Origin of the sequence: Streptomyces sp. NPDC059743 (assembly GCF_042732975.1) — a bacterium.
Taxonomy (GTDB): Bacteria; Actinomycetota; Actinomycetes; order Streptomycetales; family Streptomycetaceae; genus Streptomyces.
Map to the genome: position 1 here is coordinate 40575 of NZ_JBHWGS010000002.1, position 21405 is coordinate 61979.

A 21405-nucleotide genomic window follows, 5' to 3' on the forward strand; every position below is an offset into this window, starting at 1 on the left:
TCCGATGACCACAGCCCGCCCCTACCACCACGGCGATCTGCGCACCGCCCTGCTGCGGCAGGCCGAACGGACCCTCGCCGAACAAGGCGTCGACGGACTCTCGTTGCGGGAACTCGCCCGTGAGGTGGGCGTGAGCCACGGTGCGCCGCGCCGGCACTTCCCGGACAAGCGGGCGCTGCTGGACGCCCTTGCGGAGGAGGGGTACGAACGGCTGGGACGCAGGCTCGATGCCGCGCTGAACGACGACGCGCCGGCCGACGACGAGGGTGATCGCGGTGACCTCGGCGATCACGGTGGCCTTGGTGGCCTCGGCGATCGCGGTGATCTCGCCGAGCGGCTGGTGGTCTTCGCCCAGGTCTATGTCGAGTTCGCGGTCGAGCATCGCGCGCTGCTGGGGCTGATGCACGGCTCGAAGGAGGGTTCGCGCGGCGACCGGTTGCGGGAGGCGAACGACAGGGCGTTCGCCGCGCCCGTACGGCTTCTCGCGGAGGCGCGCGCCCGGGGCTACATCGACTCCGACACCACGGGCCGGGTCGATATGACGGTACTGGCGGTCTTGCAGGGCCTCGCGGTGCTGGCGGCCACCGGTATGAACGGCGCGAAGCCGCTCGGCGTACTCGTGTCGGAGACGGTGGAGACGCTGCTGGCGGGCCTGCGCCCACGGTGATCCGGGGCTCAAGCCCCCCGGGGGTGTCCGTCGGGCGGTCAAGGGTGGGGCCAGGGGTGGTGGGCGCGGCGGTGGGTGGCTACTCGTTCTCGGGTTGCGCAGCGGCGGGAGCAGTAGCGGCGCGGTAGGCCGCTGCCCTGGTTTACGTAGACGTTCCAGCAGGTGGATGACGCGCAGATGCCGCCGGGCGGGCGCTGGCGGTCCCAGAGGAGGACCGTCAGCGCGAGACAGGACGACGCGAGGAACCACTCGCCCCATGGTGCGTCGTCCGTGCTGTCCAGGTGCGGGTGCCAGACGGTGAGGCCGTCGTGCGAGGAGAGCCGCAGAGGCCCGGGGCTCAGACGCAGGAGGTGGTTGAGCGTGGCCGCGGCTGTGTCGATGCCGTCGGCCGCGAAGACCTCGCGCAGCATTTCCGCGACGGCGCGCATCTCGGTGATGTCGTGTGCGGAGAGTTCGACGGGATCGGCCTCGCCGTGTTCGCGCAGGACCGCGGCGACCGTGTCCGGCGTCGGATCCTCGGCGCTCAGGGCATTGACGCTCAGGGCGTTGATGAGGGCGGCCGTTCGCTCGGCGGTGGCTGAGGGCTTCGGAGGCTGCGGCTTCGGGGGCTGCACTGGGTGAATGTAACGTATCTGGTCAAGTTTTAGGTTACGTACGTAACGTGCTGTGCATGGAAGAGCGTTACGCCGTCGTGGTCGCCGGGGCCGCAGCCGCCCGTACTGGGGACGAGATGTCGGGCCCGGCCCTGTTGCTGGCCGGGCTGGCCGTCACCGGATCGGCGTCCACCGCGACGGCGCTGCTCGCGGGAATCACCGTCTCGGCGGCGCTCGGCGGCCCGGTCTTCGGCGTACTGCTCGACAGATCGGCCCGTCCCGGCCGGCTGCTGGCGGTGGCGCTGGGTACGTACGGCTCGGCCCTCGTCGTCATTCTTCTGAGCCTCGGGCGCGTCCCGGTCGTGGCCACGGTGCTGATCGCGGTCTGCGCGGGACTGCTGGGCCCGGCCCTGTCCGGCGGCTGGACCGCGCAACTTCCTTATGCCGTACGACCGGAGGAGCTGCCGCGCGCGACCGCGCTCGACGCGATGACGTTCAACTTCGCGAGCCTGACGGGCCCGGCGCTGGCGGGCACGGTCGCGGGACTGGCTGGCGCGCCGACGGGAGTGCTCGTATCGGTGGCGCTGATCGGCGCGGCGGTGCCGGTGGCGTGGCGGGTGCCGGGAGTACGGGACGGGGAAGCCCGAAGTTCAGCCGCAGCCCCGCCACCAGGGCTAACGCCTACGCCAACCCCGGCGTCCGTTGTCGTTGATCTTTGTGCCGGGTTCCGGGCCATCGCCCGTACGCCTTCCTTGGCGCGGGCAACCGTGGCGTCCGTCATCTCCTGTGTGGGCCAAGGGATTCTGGTCGCGTGCAGCCCGCTGCTCGGAGAGCGGGCGTTCGGTTCGGCGAACCACGGTGTCGTCCTGCTCTCCGGCGTCGCCGCCTCGGCGCTCCTGGTCAACGCGGTGTTCGCGCGGTATCCCCGGCTGATGCGCCGCCCCGACGCCGTCCTCCCGTACAGCACGATCGTCTTGGCAGTCGCCCTGCTCCTCGCCGTCCTCGCGGTCCTCGCTGCAACCGGCCGACCGGTTCTGCTCGTTGCCGCGATGCTGATCGCCGGTCTGGGCGAAGGCCCGCAGCTCGCGGCCCTGTTCGCGATACGCCACCGCGAGGCGCCGGAGCGGCTGCGCGGCCAGATCTTCACCACCGGCGCCAGCCTGAAGATCACCGGCTTCGCCCTCGGCGCTGCCCTCACGGCCTCACTGGCCGCCCGCTCCCTCACCACCGCCCTCCTGATTGCTGCCGCCACCCAGGCCCTCGCCGCACTGAGCTGCGGTTGGGGCAGCGGCCGGGGCAGCCGCCAGCGCCGCCAGGGCGGGCGAAATCCGTTGGACAGCGCCGACCGTGGCGAACGACAGTGACGCGCATGACGTCCCTGATACGACACATCACAATCGACTGCGCCGACGCGTACACCCTCGGCGGTTTCTGGGCCGAGGTCCTCGGTGGCTCGGTGGCGGAGGACGATCACCCGGGCGACCCGGAGGTGCTGGTGACGGCGCCCGGGACCGCGCTGCTGTTCATCGTCGTACCCGAGGCCAAGACCACCAAGAACAGGGTCCACCTGGACCTCCAGCCCCAGGACCGTACCCGCGACGAGGAAGTCGACCGCCTCCTCGCCCTCGGCGCGACTCTCGTAGCCGACCACCGCTTCCCGGACGGCAGAGGCTGGGCAACCCTCGCGGACCCGGAGGGAAACGAATTGTGCGTGGAACGCAGCGCGGCGGAACGGGAACGGACGTCGGCCTGATCGGCGGCCTGACCGTCGTTCTGAACGGCGGTCTTACCGGCGTTCCGGCGGGGCCCGGCGGGGCCCGGCGGGGGAAGCGTCTGCCGGTCAGGCCGTCAGCGGAAGGCCCATCGCCGTGTACCGGATGTCCGCTTCCGCCCTCCGTACGTCGAGTGACGCGAGCGCGTGACGCAGCAGCTCGCGGGTGCGCCCGATCTCGGTCTCCAGGCTGCCCGTGAGATCGGCGGCGGTCAGGGCTTGGCGCATGGGGTCCTCGGTCACGAGACGGTCGATGAGCTGATGGGCGAGCCAGGAACGGGTCAGCTCGCGCAGTGCGAAGGTGACATGCAGGCTGGGGGCGTCGCCCACCGTGTACGGGCGGTGGATCCAGCCGCGCGGCAGCCAGAGTGTGTCGCCCGGCGCCAGCCGGATGTCGTGGTCCGGTGGTGCTCCTTCGAGGCGTTGTCGAAGCGCCTCGCTGGTCGTGGTTCTGGGGAACGCCAGGTGCTCGGGTGTGGGCGCGGTGACCAGTGGCCGGTGGAGCGGCCAGGACTTGGTGCCGGATATCTGAGCGATGACGACGGTGTACGGGTCCCAGTGGCAGTCCAGACCGCGGGTTCCCGGTGGGGTGAGATACGCGGTGGCGTGGCACGGGTAGCCCGTCTCGCGCTGGATCGCCCGGCACACGCGGTTGAAGAACGGCAGCAGGTCTTGCAGGTTGCGCAGGGACAGGGTGTGGCCCGCGTCGAGGTAGTGGCGCACCTTGCCCGGGATGAGCCGACCCTCACGGACATAGTGGTCGCGCTCCAGGATCCGGCCCTCGCGCGGCAGCAGGACATGAGCGGCGGGCAGACATTCGGTGTCGATGCAGCCCTCCAGCATGCGCAAGGTGAAGCACTCGTCGACGGCGGTACGGCCCCGATGGACCACGCGCGGTTCGTCCGGCCGGACGAAGCCGGTGTCTTCGTCAGGCATCAGCAGAGCCAAGGACATCGGTCACCTCTCCATGCCGAGCGGGCAGGCAATGCCCGGCCAGTGCCGGTTGGGACAGCAGACGACGCTGAGGGACACGAATGTGCCGCCCTCGGTGTAGTGCCCCCACACCACATCCACGCCCCTGGGCAGCGTGTCGGCCGCGTAGGCGGTCTTGGTGTCCGGGCTGGGGCCGGTGCCTGGCGAGGGCGGTTGTTCGTCGTAGGCCGTACGGATCCACTCCACCGCCGCCGCGTGCCGGGTCCAGGTCCGGGCCGTGCTGGTCTGCCTGGACCGCAACAGCCACCAGCCGGTCATCATCGGGGGAAGCCGGGACTCCAGGAAGTCCCGGTGGTCCGGGCGCCGGACATTCTCGTGCCGCATGTCCTGGCGGGCGCCCGACCATCGGTATCCGTGCCAGTGCATCAGCCAGTGCATCAGAGGGAGAGACCTCGGCGCGCGACCCACCGGACGGCGAACCTGTCCAGCTCCGCGCCGCTCATCCGGATGACTCCCGCCACGTCCGCCTTCTTGGTGTCGCCGAGGGCGTAGGCGTCCTGCGCGCCAGGGATCTCGGCGACGGTCAGGCACGACTCGTCGTTATCGGCGTCCCCGCCGTTCCCGCCGCACATCGCGGTGAACGTCGCGCCCTCGGTGGACAGTGCGTACAGGTCGGTGCTGCTCATGGTGCCTCCGTCGATCGCTCGTCCGCGGAGTGGGATCCGCGGTGTTCCGAGCATCGGACCGCCGAAGGCCGTGCCTCAATGAACTTCTACCGACTTGCGCGCGTTCACTCGAAGGAGTCGATCGCCGCGGTGATCAGCGCGCGGGCAGCGGCGCCGTAGACGGCGATGCCGGCCAGTTCGGCGAACGTCCGTACGTACTCGGCGATCTCACTGGGCTGAGTCACCGTCAGGTTCGCAGACACCAGTTCGACAGAGACCTGCGCGTGGTCGAAGACGACGAAGGACTCGGTGGGCCAGCCGTGCCCTCGCTCCGAACCCATCGGGATGATGCCCAGACTCACGGACGGCCGGTACGCGGCGCTGATGAGATGGGCGAGCTGTCCGGCCATGATGTCGGCGTCTCCGATGATCGTGCGGAGTACCCACTCCTCCACGAGAAACGCGAACCGCTGATGGCCCGCATGAATGACGTGCTGGCGTGCCATCCGTACGGCGACCGCGTCCTCCATGTCGTGGTCCGGTGCGTCGCGCAGAGCCACGACGGTGTTGAGCACCGCCCTGGTGTAGTCGGCGGTCTGGAGGAGTCCGGGCATGACCCAGGACTGATAGATCCGGAAGCGCCGCGTTCTCTCGAACAGCGGAAGTACTGACTCCTGTACCCGTCGTAAACCGGAACGCTCCAGACGCCGCCAGTCGACGTGCATGCTCTCAATGCCGCGGGCCGTGGCGATGAGATCTTCGGCTTGCCTTTCGGCATGGCAGATACACGTCCAGACACGGATGTCGGAATCCGAAGGGGACGTCCTTCCGTTCTCGATCCTGGACGTCTTCGATTCGTGCCAGCCGGCCGCCGCCGCCAAGGCGCGTGCCGTCAAGCCGGAGTCCTTTCGGATCTCGCGCAAGCGCAGACCGAGGGACTCTTTGGCTTGCTGGACGCTGGACGACGGCGGCGACGGGGCCACGGCGGATCAGCCCATTTCGTTCACTCGCGGATCAGACCGGTCTGTACTCCGTGTGGGGGACGGCACGTTTCCACACGGAGTCGAAGGCTGTGGAGCACAGGCGGACGACGGCAGGGCTGAGTGTCCGCTCCTCGTCGCCTTCCGGGGACAACTCGCCGTCCCCGGTGAAGTGTAGGAACAGGACAAGGCTGTCGTCGAACAGCCAGAAGTCGTTCCCGGGCAAGGCGAGATCCGAGGCCCGCCTCCGAGGCAGCCAGCGCACCTGCTCACCTGCCGCGACGTTCCCGGCGGTCAAGTGATGCTCGAACCGGATGTAGTCGGACACGGGCTCCGAGATGACGCGGGCCCTGCGAATCTCCACGCCACGGCTGATCGTTTCTTGCATCAGCGCGAGCCAGGGACGTTCCTTCGGGTCGAGGTCGGAGGGGTCGCTGTACTCGCCGCGCTGCCAGGCGATGAAGCGGGGATCGGAGCGCATGTATCCGTCCCTCATCTCCAGGTGCACGGCTGACCGCTTGGCCTGCCGGAACAACTCGTCAAATGCCGGCTCAGCCACCGTTCACCTCTGGGAAGAACTGCGTCATGCGCTTGGGGATCTCCACCACACCCTCGTGATCCGGCAGATCCAGAATCGACAGCCGTTCCCGGTCCAGAACCTTCCAGCCCTGGATGACGTAGTTGTCGCTGACGTCGTCGTAGTACACCGTCGGCGACTTGCCCTCAGGCGAATCCGGGTCCTTGCCGAGCAGGTGAAGGGCCATGAGTGACCTCCTGTTTCGCGGCTGGTGATCTCGGGTTGGATGCTTGCACGCCGCTCGTTCGCACCGGAACAAACTTGCGCGAACTTCTAAGCCGGTTGCCGGTCAAGACAGTTGGTGAGGCGGTCGGCGTGGCTACGGAGCTGCCGGGGCGAGGGTGTCCAGCCAGGCGATGATTGTTGATGCTGCGGGCAGGCCGGCGTGTTCGAGTGGCATGTCGTGGCCGACGTTCGGGACGATGACCGGCTTCGCGCGCAGCAGTTTCGCGATGGTGTGGGTGTCATGGACCGGCGTACGGTCGCTCTCCGGGCCCACCACCAGAACCGGGCAGCGGATGGTGCTGGGATCCACGGTGACGCTGCCGTTGCTGTACTGGTTGATCACATTTGGCGATTCCGGTGTCAGGCGGGCCATCAGTACGTCGAGTTCCTCCTCCGATATATGGCGGAACCACACCTCCTGGATCTGCTCCCTGGTCATCGTCACCGGCCGGTCCTTCGGATACGCCGTCGACCGCATCGGCCCGAGCTGTCCGGGCCCCACGGTCGAGACCAGCACCAGTGCGTACGGCAGATACGCCTCCGCCACCAGCTGGGCCACCAGCCCGCCCATGCTGTGGCCCAGCAGGACAGGCGGCTGAAAGTCCGGGTCGAGATCCGGGAAGAGGCCGCTCAGGACCGTACGGACCGCAGCCGCGTAGTCGCCCGGCGTATACGTCAGGAACTCCGCCTCCGGTACGGCCCGGGAACCGGTGTGGTTGGGCAACGACATCGCCAGCGGCGTCCAGCCCGCCTCCGCGAACACCGGCATCCACCGCTCGTACGCCCACCAGCCGTGCATGGACCCGGGCACCAGCAACATCCGGCCCCGCTCCTGGACCCCGAGGTCACGGGCCTCGCGGACCAGGAGTCCGTCCACGTCGTGGTCGGTCCACTCCAGCACCCTTCCCACGATAGGCGCCCTTCCCGTCTCGGCGCCTAGGCTTGTCCTCGGCCCGGCCCGGACGCCGGGCCGAGGATCACCGTGGATCACGACGTGGAGGATGATTGTGCGCTACCGCGAGCTGGGACGCAGTGGACTGTCCGTGTCCGAGATCGGTTACGGCGCCTGGGGCATCGGTGAGTCCGCCTGGGTGGGCGCCACGGAGGACGAATCCGTACGCGCCCTGAACCGCGCCATCGACCTCGGCGTGAACTTCATCGACACCGCCCGCGGCTACGGCGAGAGCGAGCGCATCGTCGGCCGCGTCGTCCGCGAGCGGGCCGCCGCGGGCGCCGGTTCCGCCACCGGTTCCGGCACCGGCACCGGTGGCGGCGAGGTCCTCGTCGCGACCAAAGTCCCGCCGAAGAACCGCGTCTGGCCCGCGCCCGACGGCCTCGACCCGGCCGAGACCTACCCGGGCGCGCATATCCGCGAAAGCCTGGAGACCAGTCTGCGCGCCAGCGGACTGGACCACTTCGACGTCCTCCAGTTCCATGTCTGGAGCGACGAATGGGTCGGCCGCGGCGACTGGCTGGAGACCATCGCCGAGCTGAAGCAGGAAGGAAAGATCCGCCTGTTCGGCGTCTCCATCAACGACCACCAGCCCGACAACGCCCTCGCCCTCGTCCGCAGCGGCGCCGTCGACACCGTGCAGGTCATCTACAACATCTTCGACCAGGCTCCCGCCGACACACTGCTCCCGGCCTGCGAGGAACACGGCGTCGGTGTCATCGTGCGGGTCGCTCTGGACGAGGGCGGCCTCACGGGTCGCATCACCGCCGACACGACGTTCCCGGAAGGCGACTGGCGCAACCGTTACTTCCGCGACGACCGCCCGGCCCAGGTCGAACAGCACGTGGCCGCCATCGTGGACGACCTCGGCATCGCTCCGGATGAGATCGCCGAGAACGCGCTCCGGTTCGTGCTGAGTTCGCCGGCCGTCTCCACCGTCATCCCGGGCATGCGTACGGTACGCAACGTCGAGCGCAACACCGCCCTCAGCGACGGCCGTCCGCTCACCGCCGACCAACTCGCCGTACTGGCCAAGCACCGCTGGCAGCGCAACTTCTACGCCTGACCGACCGCCGGCGGTTGTTGGGTGGTTGTGTTGGGCTGTTGCCGGGGCCCGCTTGACGGCGGGCCCCGGTGACCGGCCGTCTGCTAGGCCGCCTTGACCTGGACCTGGGTGACGAACGTGGCCCACGCGGTTGCCTGGAAGGTGAGCACCGGGCCGGTCGGGCGCTTGGAGTCACGGACGGGCACGATGCCGGTGAGGCCGTCGGCCACTTCGAGGCAGTCGCCGCCGCTGCCGTCACTGTGCGTTGACTTCCGCCAGGCGCCTACCTCCAGGCAGTCGCCGCCGCTGGCTCCGCTGTACGAGGACTTCCGCCAGGTCGCGGCGCCCACAAACTCCCGGGCTGTTTCGAGGCAGTCGCCGCCGCTGGCGTCGCTGTAGCTGGACTTGTGCCAGGACGCGCTGCTCAGGTCGTACTCATGACTGCTGATCTTCATGCGCGTAATCCTCCGCCACTGATTCCATCAGGGCCAAGGAAGCTTCCGGTGAGAGTGCGCTGGCCCCAAGGAGATCGTAGGCCAGGACATAACTCCTGACCGTCGCCGGATCGTCCAGGAGTTGGCCTGAAGCCAGCCCGTCGACATAGGCGAGCCGAGGCGCGTCATCGAACTCCATCAGCTTGAGGGCACCGCCCATGGCCGCGTGCGCTCCCGCGCCAAACGGCAGTACCTGCGCGATGATTCGGTGCCTCCGCATGAGATTGATGATGTGCCTCAGAGCCTCGGCCATGACCGCTGGTCCACCGACCACTCGGCGCAAGGCGGCCTCGTCCAGCACCACCCAGACCGTGGGCTGGGTGGGGTGCGCCAGCAACTCGGCGCGTTGTAGCCGCGCCGCCACCATCTCGTCGATCTCCTCTTCCGTTGCCGTTGGATGACCCGCGCGGAAGATCGCCCTGGCGTACGCCTTCGTCTGCAACAAGCCCGGAATCAGCAGCGGCGCGTACTGCTTGATCATGACCGCCGTCGCCTCGGCCTCCGCCGCCTCCGCGAAGTGGTTCGGATACTTCGACTTCTTCAGCGCCTCGCAGTTGCGGAAGAAGTACTCGCCGGTGTCGAAGATCTCATCGAACTTGACGGCGAACTCCGGCTGCATCCTGCGGATGCCCGCCTCCAACATCCCGATGAACGCACCACTTACGAAAAGTGGTTGTCCGAGTTCGCCCTGAGACATCCCCAGTCTCTCGCGGTGGTACCTGAGTTCCGCGCCGAGCATGGCGCGCGGTGATGACGCCGGATCAAGTGGCCTGAGCTGCTGAGGCATAAGGGCTCCTCCGGAACACGTAGCGGTGTTTGTCTGCTGTGTCTGTTCAGGCTAGCCAGTGATGACCACGCTGTGTGGTGAAACCCGATACATAGCGTGGAGACGCCAAAACATGGTTACCTACGACATAAGCGAACATCGGCGCATGGTCGCCGCACACGTAAGGTCCGCCGAGGACGCGGCGGAAGCGTTACGGGCCGGGCTCGCGGCGGTGGGGCTGGTGCTGCCCGGGCTGCGGATCGTCCCGGCTTCGTGCCTGGGCGACGCGCCCGTACCGCTGGTCGATCTCGGGCGCTGCGATCTCGGCACCGCCCTGCGGCTCGGCGCCGTACTGGCCGTACAGCAGGAAGGTGCCGGCGATGACGTACACGCCTGAGCCCGGTTCGTACGCCGTCGATTCCCGCGACGGGCGTGTGGGACGCGTGATGGGTCTGGACGGCGGTTACGTCCAGCTCCGGCCGCCGGGCGGCGGGCTGGAGTGGGACTGCCCGCCACAGACCGTCCACCCGGCACCGCCCAACGAGGTGCTGCGGGCGCGGGTGACGGAACTGAACCGCGAGAGGCGGTTTCTGCCGTGAGTGGCGGGACGGAGGTCGCGCGAGTTCCACCCAACAGGTGAAAGAGGCCAGATTCGACGCAATTCGGTGTGATGCGGCGTAAGACTCTGTGTCCCCGGAGGAGACAGGACGACATGGCGCTCATCTGCCCACACTGCAAGGCCGCGGAGGCCATCGCCTACGTGGAGAACGAGGACGGGAAGACCCTCTTTCCCTGCCTCGCCTGCGAACTGCCGCCGGGTCCCGGACCTACGAACACCACGTCGCGCGTGACGGCGCCTTGCGCCACACCGGGCTGTGGCGGAGAGGTCGAGGACCACTATCAGTACGGGGCCGCCGGCCGCGTACTCGCGGCGTACCGCCAGGCGTGCGGGCACTGCGGGTCATCCAGGACAGGAGGCGGCGATGCCGCAGATCCAAGAAGTCGTGCCGTGCCCCAGCCCCGGCTGTGACGGATCACGATCCGACACGTGGGAGACCGACGACAAGGGCCGCAAGATCAGCAGGGTGGGAAGCAGCCCTTGCCACAAGTGCGGGAACTAGCAAGGTGAGCCGTGGTCGCACAGCGGTCGGCGGCCAGGGCTCCTCGACAACGCCTGGGCGGCGCCCCGTGGGGTGCCGTCCTTTGGCGGGTGGTCAGGCTCGGGCCGGTTCCGGGGCCGGGTGCGGTGGGGGCTGGGGTGGCTCCGTACCCGTAACGTCCGCACCCGTAGCCGCACCGCCCGTTTCCTTGTCCGCCTCCGTCGGGACGTTCAGTTCTCGCAGCATCGTTCTCGTGAAGCCGAAGTAGTACGTGGCCACGAAGCCCGCCGCGTAGCCGACCAGCAGGCCGCCGCCGTACACCGTGAGCAGTTCGGCCAGGCCTTTGTTGCCGTCGAGCAGTGGGAACAGCGCCCAGCCGGACGGGCCGATCGCCGTTGAGCCGACCTCCGCGCCGAGCTGGTTGAACAGGCCTACGAAGCCGCCGCCGAACGCGCCGCCGACGCATGCCGTGATGAACGGGCGGCCGAGCGGGAGCGAGACACCGTAGATGAGTGGTTCGCCGACGCCCAACAGGCCTGCCGGGAGGGCGGACTTGATGGTGCGCCGGACGGAACCGTTGCGCGGGAGGCGGAAGTAGACCGCCATCGCCGCGCCGACCTGGCCCGCGCCCGCCATGGCGAGGATGGGCAGGAGCACGGTGAAGCCCTGCTGTCCGATCAGCGTGGTGTGGATCGGGATGAGGGCCTGGTGCAGGCCCAGCATCACCAGCGGCAGGAAGAGACCGCCGAGGACGAAGCCCGCGCCCGAACCTCCGTTCCTCAGCAGCCAGTTGGCGAAGTCGCCGATGGCGGTGGAGGCTTCGCCCGCCACGTACATCAGGCCGAAGACGGTGACCAGGCCGGAGACGAGGACGGTGAGGGCCGGTGTGAGCAGGACGTCGAGGGCTTCCGGGACCCACCGCCTGCACCACTTTTCCACGTACACCGCCAGCACCGCCGCGCCCAGCGCGCCGAGGACGCCGCCCTGGCCCGGCGCGAGTCTCTGGCCGAACGCGTCGACGTTGGCCACGCCCGGGAAGACGATGATCGCGGCGACCGCGCCGCCCAGGATCGGTGTGCCGCCGAACTCCTTCGCCGTGTTGTAGCCGACGAAGACCGCGATCAGCGACATGAAACCGGACGCGAGCGCGGTGAGGGCGGGGACGAGGGCGGGCAGCCAGTGGAGGTTTGTCAGCAGGCCGTTGAGGCCCGCGAGGATGCCGCAGCCGATGAGGGCCGGAATCAGCGGGACGAAGATATTGGCGATCCGGCGGAGGAAGAGCTTGAACGGAGTGGCGTTCCTGGCCTTCTGGGCCTGCTTGATGGCGGCGCCTTGTGCGGCGAGGGTGAGGGCGGTTGTACCGGTGGCGGTGGTGGTCGTGGGTGTGTTCGTCGGCGCCGAGGTCTCCGTACGCTCCCGCTTCACCAGGGCCTCGAACTCCGGCGTGACCCGTGCGACCGTACCCGGACCGAGAACGATCTGGTACGTCTCGTCCTCGACCACACCCAGGACGGCCGGGAGCGCCCTGAGCGCGTCCTGCTGGACCAGCGACCGGTCGTACAGGCCGAGGCGCAGCCGCGTCATGCAGTGGGCTACGGACGTGACGTTCCCGGCGCCGCCGACGAGCGGGAGGATCGCCTCGGCCGTGGCGCGGTTCTTGTCCGTGTAGGCCGGTCCTGCGGCCGGTCCTGCGGGTGGTGTTGGTGCCATGGTGCGGGTCTTTCAGCTGGTGCGGGCGGCTTTCAGCGCGGTGCGCAAGTGGCCCTGGGAGTCGGCGAGGAGCGCGGCGGCGGTGGGGCCGTCGACGGAGCCGAGGATGGTGAGGATCGCGTTCTTCACCTCGCCGTCGGTGGCGGCGAGCGCGGTCTCGATGCGCTCGTCGGAGGCGCCGGTGGCGAGCGAGACGATACGGCGGGAGCGTGCGCGCAGCTTCTCGTTGGAGGCGCGGACGTCGACCATGAGGTTTCCGTAGGTCTTGCCGAGCCGGATCATGGTGATGGTCGAGAGCATGTTGAGGACGAGCTTCTGTGCCGTACCGGCCTTGAGGCGTGTGGAGCCGGTGATCAGCTCCGGACCGACGACGACCTCGATGCCGTGCTCGGCGGCGGCGGCGAGCACGCTGCCCGCGTTGCAGGAGAGACCGATGGTGAGCGCGCCGAGGGAGCGGGCGTGTTCGACCGCGCCGATCGCGTACGGAGTGCGGCCGGAGGCGGAGATGCCGACGACCGTGTCGGTGGCGGTGAGTTTGGTGGCGGTGAGGTCGGCGGCGGCGAGCTCCTTGGAGTCCTCGGCGCCTTCCACGGAGGTGACCATGGCGCCGGGACCGCCCGCGATCAGGCCTATGACCTCGTCCGCGTCGGTGTTGAAGGTGGGCGGGCACTCGCTGGCGTCGAGGACGCCGAGGCGTCCTGCCGTACCGGCGCCCGCGTAGATCAGCCGGCCGCCGCGGGCCATGCGCTCGGCGATGGCGTCGATGGCGGCGGCGATCCGGGGGAGCTGGGCGGCGACGGCGGCCGGGACGGTGGTGTCCTCGCCGTTCATGAGCCGGGCGATGTCGAGAGTGGGCAGTGTGTCGATCTCCGCCAGCTCGGGACGGAAGGCCTCGGTGGTGAGGGTGTCGAGCTGCGCGCGGAGTTCGCCGTACTGGCCGTGCCGGCCGTGCTGGTCCTGCTGGGAGGTCATCAGGGAACTGCTCTTTCTGCGTGGTGAGAGTGTGCGGGTGCGGGTGCCTTTGCGAGTCGCCTCGCGGGTTGGTCAGCGGCTCGTGCTGCGCGGGCTGTGCCGGTGCGCGAGTGCCTCGTACGACGCGGAGAGCGCGGGCGCCGCCGTCTCGTACGTACGCTGGGCGACGCCTATGAACAGGCAGTCGACCACCAGGAGCTGGCTCGTACGGCTGGACATGGCGGCCGGGCGCAGCTCGCTCTCGCGGGCGGTGGAGGTCGTCAGCACGTGGTCGGCGTACTGCGAGACGGGACCGTCCGGGCGGCCCGTGATCGCAACCGTCGTCGCGCCGTGGTCGAAGGCGACACGGAGCGGTTCGATGACATCGCCGGTGGAGCCGGAGTGGGTGATCGCGATGGCCACGTCGCCGGAGCGGAGCTGGACGGCGTTGGTGACGGCGAGATGCGGGTCCGAGTGGGCGTGGGCGATCAGACCGATACGGAGCAGCTTCTGCGCGAGGTCCATGCCGACGAGGGAGGAGGCGCCGACGCCGTAGATGTCGATGCGCCGGGCCGCCGCCGCTGCCGTGACGACGGCGCCGAGCTGGACGGTGTCGAGCGCGGCGGCGGTGTCGGCGAGAGTCTGCTGTTCGTCGTAGGCGAGCTTGGCGACGACGTCGGCGATCGGATCGTCCACGGCTATGTCGGCCGTGACGGCCGGCGCGCGGCCGGACTGCTGCTGGGCGGCGAGGCCGGCGAGGGCGAGGCGCAGATCGCGGTAGCCGGGATAGCCGAGGAGCCGGGCGGTGCGGACGACGGTGGCCTCGCTCGTGCCGGTCAGCTCGGCGAGGCCGGTGACCGTGAGCGCGGCGCAGCCGGCCGGATCGCCCGCCACGGCCTCGGCGACGAGCTGCATGGAGCGGGTCATCGTGGGCGCGAGAGTCCGTACCTTGGCGGCGAGCGCGGCGGGTGCGGGTGGGGGCTCGACGCTGAAAATTTCCTTCACATCTTGGGTCACCTTTGAAAGATATTTTCGGATTTGGCCGGTCGTCAAGCCCCGGTTATCCGTGACAATGGCGGAATGAGCGACCCCGACATCGAAGTGGATCCGCTGGAGCGCGTGCTGCACTCCGCGCGTGCGCTGGTGCTGGCCGATCTGATCGCGGGCGATGTGGCGCGCGCCGAGGTCGTGTCCCTGGTGGAGGAGTCGGTGTCGCACCGGCGCTGGTGGGTCGAGCAGTGGCCCGAGGGCGCCGCGTATGTGGCGGGACTGGTCGCCCAGGACGTGCAGGACGCGCTGATGGAACGGTACGGCCGCTGGCCGCTCTGTCCGGTCTGCGCGGAGACCGAGGGCGTGGAGACCGACGGCGCGGAGTCCGAGCCGCACGCCCTGGACGTGGAACCGGAGCTGGGGCCCGATCCGCACTGGGTCTGCGGGAAGGCGGGCGTGGTGATCGCGGCGGTGGGATCGCTGGGAGCGGTGCTCGGTTCGCCGGATGGCTCCGACGGCCCGGGCGGCCCGGGCGGTTCGGGTGGCCCAGGCGGGCCAGGCGGCCAGAGCGGCCGGGATGCCTCCGGCGAGTCGGGCGCCTCGTGACCGTCTACATAGATCCGCCGACCTGGCCGGGACACGGCCGTATGTGGTCCCACCTGGTCAGCGACGTCTCGTTCGAAGAACTCCACACCTTCGCGGCCACGGTCGGCTGCCCGCGCCGCGCCTTCGAACGCGACCACTACGACGTCCCGTCGGACCGCTACGGCGACGTGGTGCGCGCGGGCGCGGTGGAGATCGGCTCCAAGGAACTCGTACGCAGACTCACGGAGGCGGGCCTGAGGCGCCCCAAGGGCCGCCCGGCCCCGGCGGCTTAGCTTTGCGGCGGGCTCGCTGTCGGTCGTGCCCGGCCCCGGCGGTCGGCGAGCGCGATGAAGACAGCGACGCCCTCCTCCCCGGCTGACCACCTCGCGTATCGCATCCCGCCGGGCCCGCGGTTGCCGGTTGCGGTGTACGCAGGGTCGTTTCGGCGATGAAATCACTGGACCATACGGGTGAGTTCGTGGCCGCGGGGCTGTTGCAGGTATATGCGGACTGCCTAAATCCGGGTTGTGATCAAAAACCTCGTGCGGCGCGGTCTTCCCGCGCTCGCCCTCGCAGCCCTGCCCGTCCTGGCCGCCGTTCCCGCCGCCGATGCCGCCGACACCGTGGAGAGCGGCCGTACGGTCCAGAGCGCGCAGCCCCGAGAGGCTCTGCGGAGCGACTCCCGGTTCTACGCGCCCGCCACTCTCGGCAAGAACCAGGCGTGGACCTCCGGCAACGGACGCGCCATCCTGCGTGTCCAGAGCGACGGCAACGTCGTCCTCTACAAGGACAACCGTCCTGCCTGGCAGGCCCCGAACGTCTACCCCAACGCCGACCGCCTGGTCATGCAGAGCGACGGCAACCTCGTCGTCTACAACAAGGCGGGCCAGCCCCTCTGGGCCGCCGGAACCTGGCAGAAGGGCCGCTACCTCGCAGTCCAGGACGACGGCAACGTCGTCGTCTACAACAACGCCAACAGGCCCGTCTGGGCCACCAACACCGGCGACTGACGACCGTCACTCCCGCATCGGCAGAGGCCCGGTCCGGCTGCTGGACTTCGCCCCGGTACGACCGACCCGGTCGACGGCAAAGTCCCGTGGGCCGGTACGGTCGGCCGGGCCGTCTGCCGTCCCTGCCGTCCAAGAGGTGGTGCACGGCGTGTCGGCCCGGGATCAGCCCGCGGACTGAGCATCGGTCGGCTCGGTCTCGGCGGGCTCGGTGTCGTCCGCATCCGTCTCGTTCGTGACGAACCACCCCTCCGCCTCGTGGCGCAGCCCCAGCTCCGTCGCCTTGAGCGCGACCGTACGGAAGGGCAGCCGCTGCTCCATGGCGACCGAGGCCAGGGTCGGGAGCGAGATCTCGACGCCTGTCAGATCGCTGAGGCTGTCGGTATGCGCGTGCAGCGCTGCGGTCAATCCGACCTTCGCCTCCCAGTCCCGCAGCCACGCCTCCGACTCGGGCTCGACCTCGTACCCGAACAGCGTGAGCGAGTCCGCCAGCTCCGCCGAAGGCATCCCGACATGGTCCGCCACCGCGTTCAGCCGCTCCGGCGTGACTTTCCCCGGCATGTGCCGACACAGGGCCTCGGCGTCCGACTCCTGGAAGCGGTCCAGCAGTTCGGTGTCCTGCGGACAGTCATAACCCAGCGCCTTCAGCCTCGCCGCCGCGTCCGTCATCGACAGGTTGGAACGATCGGCCCGCTCGGCGATGTCCTGGAGCGACAGCGGCTTGTCCTCGTCGGGCCAGGCGCCGTCCGCGGCGATCGCATACCGCTCGCCCAGGAACTTGAGATCCTGCTTGCTGGGCAGCGGTCGGCCGAGGGGCAGCTCGGGGACCTCGAAGCCGAGCGCGCTCAGCTTCTCCGCGACGGCTTCCAGTGTCCGGCCGGTACGGTATGCGACCCCCGCCAGGTGGGGCACCGGCACTCTGCGGTCCACGGTGAGGTCCGTGTCGTTGGTTCTGAGCACGTCCCAGTCGTCCTCGGGGAACGGGGTGTTGCGCCGCGACTCGCACTCCTCGGACAGGGAGAAGCCCGTTCGCTTCAGCAGCCGCGTCACGGTGTCGGTGGTAACACCGCAGGACCGCGCCACACTGATGAGCTGCGGGTAGCTGATCTCCTGGGCCTGTTGCGGCGACAGAGGATCGGCGTGGAAGTGCCACAAAGCGAAGAAGATATCGCGCTCCTCCGAGGTCCAGACGGTGATGTCCTCGTACGCGGAGAACTTCGGAGGCACGGTGAAGCCCAGTTCCGCGAGCCGGTCGGCCGCCTTGCGCACGGAGCACTCGGCCATGGCCGCGCTGTAGCAGACCTGGGCCACCGACAACTCATCTCCGGGTCGGATCCATCCGCGCCGTCCGAGCGAGCGTAGGAGGGGCAAGTCGTCCGGCTGGATCCGCTCGCTGCTCTCCGGCAGCGGGGCGACGGAGTATCCCAGCGCCGTCAGGCGGTTCGCGACCGCGCCGACACTGAGCTTCGTCTGCCCAACCTGCCGCAGGATCTCCTTGAGCGGGACCGGCTCTCCGGGGTCGCGCCACTTGTGCAGGGTGTTGAGGCTGAGGATGCCGGAGTCCAGTACGAACTCGGAGGGGCGTCTACCGTAGTTCATCAGCCCGTTCACCCCCTCCAGCCAGGACTTGTACCTTCCGGCCCAATTGCTCGGCGAGTTTCGGATGAGCAGGAGCGCATCCGAGGGCCGGGCGCAGGGCAGTTCGGGAGCTGTCCGCGCGGACGCGGTCAGGGGATCGCCGAGGCCCGCCCGATAGAGCGTGAGCAGCCGCCAGCGCAGTACGGGCGCGGGGATGGTGCTCATATACGAGGCGGCGTGGATGTCGCGGGCCGCCGGATAGCGGCCGGTGACCAGCGGCAGCAGCATTTCGTCCGGGCGGAAGAACCCCAGCTCCGCGAAGGTCCGTTCGGCGTCCCCCATCGGCCAGGGCACCTCACTCATCCGCGCCCGCTCGGCGACCGCGTCCGCGAACTGGATCGAGAAGGCGCTGACTCGTTCCAGCCAGTCCGGCCGCAGCAGGGGACGCGCGGACGCGAAAAGGCTGGGCCGTGCCTCGTCCATCAGCTTTTCCACGTAGGCACTGTCGAAGGCGCGGATGGTCTTGCGGTCGACACTCAGCTCGGGTTGGTAATTGCCGGTGAAGTTGACCACGACGCCGTAGGGCTCCCGCTCGGCGCGCTCCCGGGCGAGCAGCCCATCGTTGAGCAGCCAGCCCGTACCGTCCACCCACCACACATCCGGGCGGTCGGAGGGATAGCTCGCGCCGCTGAGCGAGAACATCTCCTCGTCATTGAGCCAGGCAAGCTCCGGGCCGCTGATGGAGAGCTGCCCCGGGTCCCAGTCGTGGGTGCGGGAGCCGTGCTCGGCTGTCGTACGGTACGGGGCCAGCCAGAGCACCTCCTGAAGCGTGTCGACGCAGGACACGCGCTCTTTGTGCTCGGTGAGGAACAGCCGTACCGTCGTGCCCGGTTCGGTGCCCTGGCCCAAGTCCTCGATACGGAACAGATTGCCCGGTCCCGCGATCCTGATCTGGAGCCTGCGGCCGGGGCGGCCGTCGCGGCTCATACGGCAGGTGGTCACCTCGATCTCGTCGGCGAGCATGAAGTAGCTGAGCACACCGATGCCGAAGCGGCTGTTGGGGTGCAACTCGATGCGCGGTTCGCCGAGTTCGGCCCAGGCCGTCTGCTCCTCGATGTACTCGGGGAGGTCCACGAAGCGGGCGCCGCCCTGGGAGAAGACATTGCTCAGCTCGTTGATGCCCATGCCGATGCCGTTGTCGCGGCATTCGAGGTACGCCCGGCCCTGCTCGTCCACAGCCTGGACGAACTCGATCAGTCCGTCGAACCGCTCCTCGGGCCGCTGGCCCGACCGGCGCAGATATTCCGTACGGCGGTCGCGGTAGCGGACGGCGTCCAGGGCGTTCTGGTACAGCTCGCGGATGGCCAGCTCGCGTTCGCCGTAAAGCTCCTCGCCCATGAGCAGTTCCTGCACCCGGTCCTCGGCGAGTTGGAAGCGGATGCCGTCGGAGAGGTGGGCGGGGGTGTTGCCGCTCAGACGGACGCGGTCGGCGTCGGCGTACGGCGGCAGGGAGCGCAGCGGGGCGAGGGCGGGCGCCGGGGAGCGGTTGATGTCGCGGAGGAGGGTGTCCACGCGCTGGGCGTGCTCGCGGAGGGCGATCTGTACGGCGGGGTGTTCGCAGAGGGCCTTGAGTGAGCGGCCCAGGCCGGAGTTGGGCCAGTTCGAGCCGCGGATCGTCGTCAGCAGGTCGGTGAGCTCGACGCTGTCGGAGATCCCGATGTGCTCGACGAGGATCTCGGGCAGGTCCAGCGGGTCGACGGCGAAGGCCTGGGCGGTCTTGGCGAGGGAGGCGACGAGGGGCTCGCGCAGCTCGTGCTCGTCCCTGGTCATGGCGGCGACGAGGTCGTGGTCGGACTCGTCGTGGTCGCCGGGGCGGGGGGTACGGCGGGGTACGGCGAAGGGGGCCGCCCGCAGCTCCTGGAGGAACCGCATGAAGCGGTCCCCGGACAGGACATCGGCGGCCCAGGCCGGGTACTCGGGGCCGCCCGGCGGCGGGCCGAGCAGGGTCTTGAGGGTCTGGGACGCGTACAGCTCGGGCTGGCGGATCAGCCAGCGGTGGAACAGCCACCAGCGGATGCGCTCCGCCGAACCGTCGGAGACACCGCGCTGTTCGAGGGTACGGAGGCGGCGCTGGAGGCGGGGGAAGCCCTGGGCGAACTTGGCGAAGCGGTCGCGCTCGGGGGTGGTCTCCTCGGCCCCCGGGGCGCCGGGTGCGGGGCCTCTGGTGACCACGGCTGCGCGCTGTGCCGCCTCGTGCGTCCAGAAGGCCTGGCCGACCAGGGGCAGCAGGACGGCCAGCGCGGCTTCGCTGGGGGAGAGCTGGGTGCCGGGGGCCAGCTTGTCGGTGAGGAAGCCGAGACGGTCCTGCGCGCGCTTGGCCAGTTCGCCGTCGTGCCAGGGGTCGTCGCGGAGCGCTGCCGCGGCCTTCTCGTACCCGTCCGCGAGTCGGCCGGCGAGGGTGCCGCAGACCTCCTTGAGGGCATCGCGGGCGCTGCCCGGGGCGGTGCGCTCCCAGACGGGGTGGGTGGCGGTGCTCCGTACCCAGGGGTGCTCGGACGAGTCGCGGGCCGGGCCCGGCAGTACGGTGAACTCGGGCCAGGGGATGTCGGTTTCGACCCTGATCCGCTGGACCGGGGGCTTCTTGCCGTACGCCGTGTGCAGTTCGGTCACCCGTTGCTGGACGGCTTCGGCGAACTCGCCGATGTGCAAGGTGTGCTGGACGCCGGTGACGATGTCGGAGACGGCGCGGGAGAAGAGGCTGAAGGAGTCGCCGGGCTGGGTGCCGATGCCTTCGGTGCTGTCGCCGGCGCTGTTGTCGGTGTTCTCGCCCTGGACGACCGCCTCCGACTCGTCCACGTACAAGGCGTACTGGCCCTTGGAACAGGCGTACATGTAGGCGACCTTGCGGCGCAGGGCCGCCGCGATCTTGGGCTTTTCCCAGCCGGGCATCCGGACCGGCGCCGCCTTGGTCCTGCGCGCGGCTCCTTCGCGGCAGGCGTCGATGAGGAAGACGACCTGGCCGGCGGGGGAGTCTTCGAGCTCCTTCTGCCAGCCGATCTCGATACAGCTCTCGGCGAAGGAGTCGCCCTCGTAGTAGGCGTCCTCGGGGATGAGGTAGTCCCGGCCCTCGAAGTGCAGGCCATGGCCGCTGAGCAGGATGAACAGGGTGTCGCCGCGGCCGGCTTCGCGCAGGAAGCGCAGGACGTGGCGGTTGACGGCATTCGGAGTGATGCCGCGCTGCGACTCGGCGATCTCGACGGGCTGGAAACCGCGGTCGGAGAGCGCGGTGTTCATGCGCTGGAGATCGTCCCGGATGAAGGGGAGGGACCGGATCGCCGGTTCGTCGTACTCACTGGCACCGATGAGCAGGGCCTTGTGGCGTGGGCGTGACGGTGATGACGAGCGTGGCGACGATGACAGCGGTGACCGTGGCGACGGTGGCATGGAGACCGCTACGACGGGCGCTTGAACGTCAGGGTCAGACCGCGGGTGCCCTGGATCTGGCCGCTGCCGATGAGCTGGATACCGCCGCTCGCGGTGATCTGGAAGGAGAGCTGAGCCTCGGCGAGTGGGAGCGTACCGCCACGGCCCGCGACCTCTTCGAAGACCTTCTGGAGGGCGTCGACGGTGTCCGCGAGGTTCTTGCGGAGGGGGCCGAGAGGGACGGAGCGCAGGACGGTCTCGCCGTCGGAGCCGTGGCGGAAGAGGCCGCCCATGGCGTTGCCGTCGCTGCTGTCTTCCTCTTCGACCACATCGACCCAGAACGGGAGAGTCTGCCCGTCGATGTGGTCCGCCGTCTGCTCCGTCATACCGGAT

The 21405-nt window shown here is 69.3% G+C and carries 24 protein-coding genes; 9 read left to right on the plus strand and 15 right to left on the minus strand.

What is annotated here, in order from left to right; all coding sequences use genetic code 11:
* Positions 1–4: 4 nt before the first annotated feature.
* A complete protein-coding gene (locus ACFV6H_RS03315) occupies positions 5–667 on the plus strand; it encodes a TetR/AcrR family transcriptional regulator (RefSeq protein ID WP_385538037.1) in 663 nt (220 codons plus the stop codon).
* A gap of 38 nt (positions 668–705) precedes the next feature.
* Here ACFV6H_RS03315 and ACFV6H_RS03320 read toward each other — a convergent pair whose 3' ends face one another.
* Positions 706–1290, minus strand: coding sequence for a CGNR zinc finger domain-containing protein (locus ACFV6H_RS03320; protein ID WP_385538922.1), 585 nt, complete (start codon positions 1288–1290; stop codon positions 706–708).
* A 47-nt stretch (positions 1291–1337) separates the two neighbouring features.
* On the opposite strand from ACFV6H_RS03320, the gene ACFV6H_RS03325 reads away from it, so the two are divergent.
* Both ACFV6H_RS03325 and ACFV6H_RS03330 read left to right on the plus strand, forming a co-directional pair.
* On the plus strand, positions 1338–2624 hold the full coding sequence (locus ACFV6H_RS03325) for an MFS transporter (protein ID WP_385538040.1): 1287 nt from the start codon (positions 1338–1340) through the stop codon (positions 2622–2624).
* A gap of 5 nt (positions 2625–2629) precedes the next feature.
* The gene (locus ACFV6H_RS03330) at positions 2630–3013 is read left to right on the plus strand and encodes a VOC family protein (RefSeq protein ID WP_385538043.1); all 384 of its coding nucleotides are present in this window, start codon (positions 2630–2632) and stop codon (positions 3011–3013) included.
* A gap of 87 nt (positions 3014–3100) precedes the next feature.
* On the opposite strand, the gene ACFV6H_RS03335 is transcribed toward ACFV6H_RS03330, so the two are convergent.
* The 7 genes from ACFV6H_RS03335 to ACFV6H_RS03365 all read right to left on the minus strand — a co-directional run bounded on the left by ACFV6H_RS03335 (position 3101) and on the right by ACFV6H_RS03365 (position 7312).
* On the minus strand, positions 3101–3967 hold the full coding sequence (locus ACFV6H_RS03335) for a JmjC domain-containing protein (protein ID WP_385538046.1): 867 nt from the start codon (positions 3965–3967) through the stop codon (positions 3101–3103).
* Between the two features lie 21 nt (positions 3968–3988).
* Positions 3989–4390: a hypothetical protein gene (locus ACFV6H_RS03340; protein WP_385538049.1), complete on the minus strand. Its 402-nt coding sequence runs from the start codon at positions 4388–4390 to the stop codon at positions 3989–3991.
* Positions 4391–4401: 11 nt separating this feature from the next.
* Positions 4402–4650 carry a DUF397 domain-containing protein gene (locus ACFV6H_RS03345; protein WP_385538052.1) on the minus strand — a complete coding sequence of 83 codons (249 nt, stop codon included), beginning with the start codon at positions 4648–4650 and terminating at the stop codon, positions 4402–4404.
* Positions 4651–4754: 104 nt separating this feature from the next.
* Complete coding sequence (locus tag ACFV6H_RS03350) at positions 4755–5612, minus strand: helix-turn-helix domain-containing protein (protein WP_385538055.1); 858 nt, start codon at positions 5610–5612, stop codon at positions 4755–4757.
* A 31-nt stretch (positions 5613–5643) separates the two neighbouring features.
* A complete protein-coding gene (locus tag ACFV6H_RS03355; RefSeq protein WP_385538058.1) occupies positions 5644–6168 on the minus strand; it encodes a DUF6879 family protein in 525 nt (174 codons plus the stop codon).
* Positions 6161–6373, minus strand: coding sequence for a hypothetical protein (locus ACFV6H_RS03360; RefSeq protein WP_384982658.1), 213 nt, complete (start codon positions 6371–6373; stop codon positions 6161–6163). Before ACFV6H_RS03360 ends, ACFV6H_RS03355 begins: the two co-directional genes overlap by 8 nt.
* Positions 6374–6505: 132 nt before the next feature.
* The gene (locus ACFV6H_RS03365; protein WP_385538061.1) at positions 6506–7312 is read right to left on the minus strand and encodes an alpha/beta hydrolase; all 807 of its coding nucleotides are present in this window, start codon (positions 7310–7312) and stop codon (positions 6506–6508) included.
* Between the two features lie 106 nt (positions 7313–7418).
* On the opposite strand from ACFV6H_RS03365, the gene ACFV6H_RS03370 reads away from it, so the two are divergent.
* Positions 7419–8429, plus strand: coding sequence for an aldo/keto reductase (locus ACFV6H_RS03370; RefSeq protein ID WP_385538924.1), 1011 nt, complete (start codon positions 7419–7421; stop codon positions 8427–8429).
* 83 nt (positions 8430–8512) lie between these two features.
* Here ACFV6H_RS03370 and ACFV6H_RS03375 read toward each other — a convergent pair whose 3' ends face one another.
* Together ACFV6H_RS03375 and ACFV6H_RS03380 are read right to left on the minus strand one after the other, a co-directional pair.
* Positions 8513–8863, minus strand: a complete 351-nt coding sequence (locus tag ACFV6H_RS03375) for a DUF397 domain-containing protein (protein ID WP_385538064.1) — start codon at positions 8861–8863, stop codon at positions 8513–8515.
* Entirely contained in the window at positions 8844–9689 is an 846-nt protein-coding gene (locus ACFV6H_RS03380) for a helix-turn-helix transcriptional regulator (protein ID WP_385538067.1), read from the minus strand. Before ACFV6H_RS03380 ends, ACFV6H_RS03375 begins: the two co-directional genes overlap by 20 nt.
* 145 nt (positions 9690–9834) lie before the next feature.
* Here ACFV6H_RS03380 and ACFV6H_RS03385 point away from each other — a divergent pair, with 145 nt between their 5' ends.
* The gene (locus tag ACFV6H_RS03385) at positions 9835–10065 is read left to right on the plus strand and encodes a hypothetical protein (protein WP_385538070.1); all 231 of its coding nucleotides are present in this window, start codon (positions 9835–9837) and stop codon (positions 10063–10065) included.
* Positions 10049–10267 carry a hypothetical protein gene (locus ACFV6H_RS03390; protein WP_384982646.1) on the plus strand — a complete coding sequence of 73 codons (219 nt, stop codon included), beginning with the start codon at positions 10049–10051 and terminating at the stop codon, positions 10265–10267. The genes ACFV6H_RS03385 and ACFV6H_RS03390 overlap by 17 nt, the downstream gene beginning before the upstream one ends.
* Positions 10268–10882: 615 nt before the next feature.
* Here ACFV6H_RS03390 and ACFV6H_RS03395 read toward each other — a convergent pair.
* The 3 genes from ACFV6H_RS03395 to ACFV6H_RS03405 form a co-directional block, all read right to left on the minus strand.
* The gene (locus ACFV6H_RS03395) at positions 10883–12478 is read right to left on the minus strand and encodes a PTS transporter subunit EIIC (protein ID WP_385538074.1); all 1596 of its coding nucleotides are present in this window, start codon (positions 12476–12478) and stop codon (positions 10883–10885) included.
* Between the two features lie 12 nt (positions 12479–12490).
* A complete protein-coding gene (murQ, locus tag ACFV6H_RS03400; protein ID WP_385538077.1) occupies positions 12491–13450 on the minus strand; it encodes an N-acetylmuramic acid 6-phosphate etherase in 960 nt (319 codons plus the stop codon).
* 72 nt (positions 13451–13522) lie between these two features.
* Positions 13523–14446 carry a MurR/RpiR family transcriptional regulator gene (locus ACFV6H_RS03405; RefSeq protein WP_384779077.1) on the minus strand — a complete coding sequence of 308 codons (924 nt, stop codon included), beginning with the start codon at positions 14444–14446 and terminating at the stop codon, positions 13523–13525.
* 63 nt (positions 14447–14509) lie between these two features.
* On the opposite strand from ACFV6H_RS03405, the gene ACFV6H_RS03410 reads away from it, so the two are divergent.
* From ACFV6H_RS03410 to ACFV6H_RS03420, 3 genes are all read left to right on the plus strand, one after another.
* Positions 14510–15025 carry a hypothetical protein gene (locus tag ACFV6H_RS03410; protein WP_385538080.1) on the plus strand — a complete coding sequence of 172 codons (516 nt, stop codon included), beginning with the start codon at positions 14510–14512 and terminating at the stop codon, positions 15023–15025.
* Positions 15022–15297, plus strand: coding sequence for a DUF4031 domain-containing protein (locus ACFV6H_RS03415; protein WP_385538083.1), 276 nt, complete (start codon positions 15022–15024; stop codon positions 15295–15297). The genes ACFV6H_RS03410 and ACFV6H_RS03415 overlap by 4 nt, the downstream gene beginning before the upstream one ends.
* A gap of 234 nt (positions 15298–15531) precedes the next feature.
* Positions 15532–16014: a hypothetical protein gene (locus ACFV6H_RS03420; RefSeq protein WP_385538086.1), complete on the plus strand. Its 483-nt coding sequence runs from the start codon at positions 15532–15534 to the stop codon at positions 16012–16014.
* A gap of 162 nt (positions 16015–16176) precedes the next feature.
* Here the strand turns inward: ACFV6H_RS03420 and ACFV6H_RS03425 are convergent, their stop codons facing one another.
* A complete protein-coding gene (locus tag ACFV6H_RS03425) occupies positions 16177–21033 on the minus strand; it encodes a caspase family protein (protein ID WP_385538089.1) in 4857 nt (1618 codons plus the stop codon).
* A gap of 8 nt (positions 21034–21041) precedes the next feature.
* Complete coding sequence (locus ACFV6H_RS03430; protein WP_385538092.1) at positions 21042–21398, minus strand: hypothetical protein; 357 nt, start codon at positions 21396–21398, stop codon at positions 21042–21044.
* Between the last annotated feature and the right edge of the window lie 7 nt (positions 21399–21405).

Bases quoted from the DNA above. Each gene is read 5' to 3' on its own strand.
- ACFV6H_RS03430 (WP_385538092.1), bottom strand. From the start codon at position 21,398: ATGACGGAGCAGACGGCGGACCACATCGACGGGCAGACTCTCCCGTTC.
- ACFV6H_RS03425 (WP_385538089.1), bottom strand. From the start codon at position 21,033: ATGCCACCGTCGCCACGGTCACCGCTGTCATCGTCGCCACGCTCGTCA.
- ACFV6H_RS03410 (WP_385538080.1), top strand. From the start codon at position 14,510: ATGAGCGACCCCGACATCGAAGTGGATCCGCTGGAGCGCGTGCTGCAC.
- ACFV6H_RS03335 (WP_385538046.1), bottom strand. From the start codon at position 3,967: ATGCCTGACGAAGACACCGGCTTCGTCCGGCCGGACGAACCGCGCGTG.
- ACFV6H_RS03395 (WP_385538074.1), bottom strand. From the start codon at position 12,478: ATGGCACCAACACCACCCGCAGGACCGGCCGCAGGACCGGCCTACACG.
- ACFV6H_RS03340 (WP_385538049.1), bottom strand. From the start codon at position 4,390: ATGCACTGGCACGGATACCGATGGTCGGGCGCCCGCCAGGACATGCGG.
- ACFV6H_RS03385 (WP_385538070.1), top strand. From the start codon at position 9,835: ATGGTCGCCGCACACGTAAGGTCCGCCGAGGACGCGGCGGAAGCGTTA.
- ACFV6H_RS03390 (WP_384982646.1), top strand. From the start codon at position 10,049: ATGACGTACACGCCTGAGCCCGGTTCGTACGCCGTCGATTCCCGCGAC.
- ACFV6H_RS03380 (WP_385538067.1), bottom strand. From the start codon at position 9,689: ATGCCTCAGCAGCTCAGGCCACTTGATCCGGCGTCATCACCGCGCGCC.
- ACFV6H_RS03315 (WP_385538037.1), top strand. From the start codon at position 5: ATGACCACAGCCCGCCCCTACCACCACGGCGATCTGCGCACCGCCCTG.
- ACFV6H_RS03360 (WP_384982658.1), bottom strand. From the start codon at position 6,373: ATGGCCCTTCACCTGCTCGGCAAGGACCCGGATTCGCCTGAGGGCAAG.
- ACFV6H_RS03345 (WP_385538052.1), bottom strand. From the start codon at position 4,650: ATGAGCAGCACCGACCTGTACGCACTGTCCACCGAGGGCGCGACGTTC.
- ACFV6H_RS03375 (WP_385538064.1), bottom strand. From the start codon at position 8,863: ATGAAGATCAGCAGTCATGAGTACGACCTGAGCAGCGCGTCCTGGCAC.
- ACFV6H_RS03325 (WP_385538040.1), top strand. From the start codon at position 1,338: ATGGAAGAGCGTTACGCCGTCGTGGTCGCCGGGGCCGCAGCCGCCCGT.
- ACFV6H_RS03330 (WP_385538043.1), top strand. From the start codon at position 2,630: ATGACGTCCCTGATACGACACATCACAATCGACTGCGCCGACGCGTAC.
- murQ (WP_385538077.1), bottom strand. From the start codon at position 13,450: ATGACCTCCCAGCAGGACCAGCACGGCCGGCACGGCCAGTACGGCGAA.